General features: G+C 45.5%; 6 protein-coding genes and 1 pseudogene. All 7 read right to left on the bottom strand.

Annotated elements, in window-relative coordinates; genetic code table 11:
* Positions 1-223: hypothetical protein (locus tag ACFXI4_RS44430; protein ID WP_381496353.1), on the bottom strand; the 223-nt coding region annotated here is incomplete at its 3' end.
* A 247-nt stretch (positions 224-470) separates the two neighbouring features.
* Positions 471-719, bottom strand: coding sequence for a hypothetical protein (locus tag ACFXI4_RS44435; protein WP_080467411.1), 249 nt, complete (start codon positions 717-719; stop codon positions 471-473).
* A 59-nt stretch (positions 720-778) separates the two neighbouring features.
* Complete coding sequence (locus tag ACFXI4_RS44440; RefSeq protein ID WP_376642743.1) at positions 779-1,837, bottom strand: hypothetical protein; 1,059 nt, start codon at positions 1,835-1,837, stop codon at positions 779-781.
* A 315-nt stretch (positions 1,838-2,152) separates the two neighbouring features.
* Positions 2,153-2,794 carry a hypothetical protein gene (locus ACFXI4_RS44445; protein ID WP_376642745.1) on the bottom strand — a complete coding sequence of 214 codons (642 nt, stop codon included), beginning with the start codon at positions 2,792-2,794 and terminating at the stop codon, positions 2,153-2,155.
* A complete protein-coding gene (locus tag ACFXI4_RS44450) occupies positions 2,772-3,020 on the bottom strand; it encodes a hypothetical protein (RefSeq protein WP_376642747.1) in 249 nt (82 codons plus the stop codon). Before ACFXI4_RS44450 ends, ACFXI4_RS44445 begins: the two co-directional genes overlap by 23 nt.
* Before the next feature lie 50 nt (positions 3,021-3,070).
* A complete protein-coding gene (locus tag ACFXI4_RS44455; protein WP_376642749.1) occupies positions 3,071-3,625 on the bottom strand; it encodes a hypothetical protein in 555 nt (184 codons plus the stop codon).
* Positions 3,613-3,933 (bottom strand): annotated as a pseudogene (locus ACFXI4_RS44460) (hypothetical protein); the annotation flags it as partial. The pseudogene ACFXI4_RS44460 and the gene ACFXI4_RS44455, both read right to left, overlap by 13 nt.

A 3,933-nucleotide genomic window follows, 5' to 3' on the forward strand; every position in this document is an offset into this window, starting at 1 on the left:
CGTATCCTGTCGCTTTTTCAACTGCCTTTTTCGCTGTCTTTCCGGCTTCGTCGACGGTTTCTTTTGTAGATTCCCAACCATCTTTTACAACGTCCATCGGTGTAGAAATGTCAGGCGTCATTTTCTGTGCCATCTTTGACAGGTGTTTGCCGCCATAAAAGTCATCAAGAATAATCCATATGGCTGTGAGCGCCAGCGTGAAAAACAAAAGACCTTTTTCCATGTGTTATCCCTTCTTTTTGCGGCGGATAAAGAAGAACCAAAACACGATGATAATAACGGTGAGAACAAGAATTTTAGTCATTGCTTGACGCACCCCCGATTTTTGAAATAACCATTTTCAGATCGGTTAGAATTTCCCGTGTCTGTTCGTTATCCTTTGATTGTTTGAACATGAACCACGCGAGCATTACGCCCATGGCTCCGTTATTTAATAGGATTGAATAGATTTGCTCCACAAGTCACACCCCCTACACCCTTGCCGAGAATAGGAATACGACAAGGAACACAATGCCGAACCCCAGCAAGATTTGTTTTGATGTAATAGGGTCTTGCTTTACGTCATGCTCTTTTGCTGTGTCCTCATCATCGACAAGAGACATTTGATCTTCAGCTTCGGGAACTGTAGACGTTCGGGTACTCATAAACCCCATGTTTGGATATAAGTCTGCGGCATGGTAGAACATTTCACCTAGACCCATTTGTGATGGTGCGTTCATATAAATCCTCCTTCGTAGTAGTCAAATAAGAAAAGGAGGGAAAAGCCCTCCCGCGTGTATTAATGCAAGCGTGAAAGCTTTTCAGCAACGATTTTCACGCGCCCGCCTTTTTGAGTATTGAAGCGAATCCAAAACTCTGTAAGACGTTCGGTGTCAATATAGTCACGAGAGCCGCCGAGGTTTGGCAAGCCTTGGTTAGAGAAGTCAAACACATAAACCCCATCCGGTAAGACATAACCCAAGTCCGAATGATTTCGGGCTGCAAGTGCTGACGGCTTAATGCTGTAAGGGATGTCGGCTTGGTTAAATACCAATTCCAAGTTGCCCGCAAAGTCGCTGTCCTTCAGCGGGTTGCCTGACTCATCCGTAAAGTAAAACATGAGTTTACGGTAGATCGTCCCTGTCTGAAGCTTCACGATATTTTGACCGTTCCCGGTGAACTGTTCGCCTTTTTCGTTTACAAGCTTCAGGACAGAAATATCCGGCATAGCTTGTGGTACAGAAGGGACGGAGAACGTTTCAATTGTCGGCGTGATTTTCAATTGCTTCAGTGTAACGGTGTCTCCAGTAGCCAACTGATACGCGTCTTGCGCGCGTGCTGTATCAATCTGAAGGGAAACGGTTGTCTCCTCGTTTTGTAGCAAGATAAGACCGACCGGGTCACGTTGGTTTAAAGTTAATGGCAGCGCGACTTGGAATTTAATACGCGCGTCTTTACCTGACGTGCTCGCGGCTGTTTCAATGTAAGATAACGCCCGCGGACTTGATGCAGGTAATAGAACGTCTGGATTCAATCGGTTTAAGCTGTATAGGTGAAGGGCTTCGCCTGACACAACAAAAGGACGGAATCCACTGTTTAATTCCAGTGCAATATTTCTGATAATCTGGTATGGTGAAAATGGTTTAGTTGGAATTGCCGCGTTCTGCGATTTGAGAGAGACAGTCGCGTCAAATTCAACTAAAATTTGTGATAGCAGGCGTACTTTCGGTAGGTTGAATGATACCGTTTGTGCGTCCTCTGTCACTGTCTGTGTACCCATCATCTGCCATGTTTGGCGGGTAGCCTGCGAGAATAGTTGAGCCTTTGCCTGTGCTGATAGTTGCTGTTGAGTTGCCATAAATTAAAATTCCTCCTTAGACTTCTGCCGCGATTGTAGATACAACCGGGATATGATATTTTGCTGAAGCTTTCTTAATAATCCACATGAAAACCATCGTGATAAATACAGTAATGAACGTATGAACTAACCATTTAACCTTCATGCTTTTTTCCTCCTTATACTGCGTTTACTAATTGCGTCACACCGTTAACCGGATGCTTCGTGACAATAACCTTTGTTACGACAATGACCATCATTGTGAATAGCGCAATGACAATCATGTTCTTCAGCCCGACACCTGCAAATTTTCGTGTCTCCAAGTCATCACCTCCTTTAAAGCTTCAATTTTGCTAGTACCGGGTTTTGCATACCCACTTTCCAATACCAAAAATTGTGCCCGCCGGGTTGCTCCATAAATTGCGGCATCCCTGTTGCTTTCACAATCTTTTTACGGTCATCCGGGTTTTGCATGGTGAAAATGAAATAGTGTGAACTGTTGGCCATAGCAATGACCGGAATGTCTGTTGGGCGCTGGGTACAAGCCCAAACGACTGCTTCTTTCGAACGCCCGCGCGTGTATAAGGCTTTCAATTCTTTCGGGTAGTTATGGGCGCTTGGCGCGACTTCCATTAATTCGTCTATCCATAGAATCGTATTTTCACGCTTGTACACCCAGCTCATGAGCGCGTTGTAATATTCCGGCTCTAATTCTTCAGCGACCGGGCAATAGATAATTTTCGGCGTCTCGACCTCGGACACGTCTTCCAATCGGTGAACCACAGTAAAGTCCTTACCTTCCTGCAAGCCATGCCACAATTCCTGCCGTTTCTTGCGGCGCTCGTGTACTTCGCCTTTCGTATCAAGCTTTACCACATGGTCTTTCCCAGCGAGATATACCTCAGCGACAACCGATTTACCTGTACCGGTTTGACCACAGATAAAAACGTGTTCGTCATCGCCAATTGTCATTCGCATGTTTTCCACTTCCTTTCGTGCTGTAAGCTTTCACAACACGCTTCACGCCTTTACCTCTTTTCATAGCAGCCATGATGGACGGTTTCGGGATTTTGTCGTAAGGGATTTTCTCCACAACTAAAAATTCCTCGCCCTGTTCGATAATGTCCAAGTGTTCAAACCAATAACGGCTGTATTCATGCATGGGGATGTTGTAATAGAAGTCACCTTGCTTCAGCGTCACCATACCGGACATAGTCGATCATCCCCTCTAAATGGTTGAGGAATTTTAAGACATCAATATCCTCCGAAAGGGATGAGTTGATGTAAGGAGCCGCCAAATTGCTTACTAGTGGGTTCCCCAGATCGTTCAGCAGGCTTTTGATTAGTTCTTTCAGGCGCGCTTTCATTTCCTCGTTGTTCTGTTGGTTGTTTTGGTAGTTCTCGTTTTGGCAAGACATTTTTCTGTACCTCTTTCTTTTTAGGTTGTTTGGATTTCCACATAATGAATTTAGGTATAAAGATCGTAAAGCACGCAATGAGTAACGCTATATGGTCTGCATACTCACTGGCGACACCCGCCACGCCTTCAGACTTCGCCATGATGTTTGCGAGTGGCGTACATATCTGTTCGGCTTCATCGGCGGTTAATGCAAAGTCTTCCATCCCAGGTCGTGCTGCCACGATCGCGCTTGTCGTCAGTAACAGCATTTTCAGCTGGGATGAATCAACATTGCCCGCCGTCTTTTTCTTGGCTGCGCTTTTCTTTTTCGTGCCAGTACCAGGAGGGCGACCGCGTTTCTTTTTCGGCTGTTCCTCCTGGTCACTTCCCGGCACATCTACCATAACCACCCGAGGAGCGTTTTCGCTTTGCTTGGTGCTGGCTGTTCCTCTTCCTCCGGTTCCTCCACTTTTGGCGGTTCCGGTACTGGAATTTCCTGTGCTTGTCCCTGCGGCTGTTCCTTTGTTCCCATCAGGTTTTGGATGTCCTGTAGCAGATTCTTTGCCCATTTTGGCGCGTCCTCCTGTTCCTCTTTTTTCGGTGTTTCTTCAGCAGACGATTTTTCTTCTTTTTCTTCTAGTTCTTTTGGCATAGAAAATAAATCCTCCTTTTGTCCTATTTCTGTTCGATAAATTAAATAATATAGGAACATGTGTTC

Origin of the sequence: Streptomyces sp. NPDC059224 (genome assembly GCF_042754285.1) — a bacterium.
GTDB lineage: Bacteria > Actinomycetota > Actinomycetes > Streptomycetales > Streptomycetaceae > Streptomyces.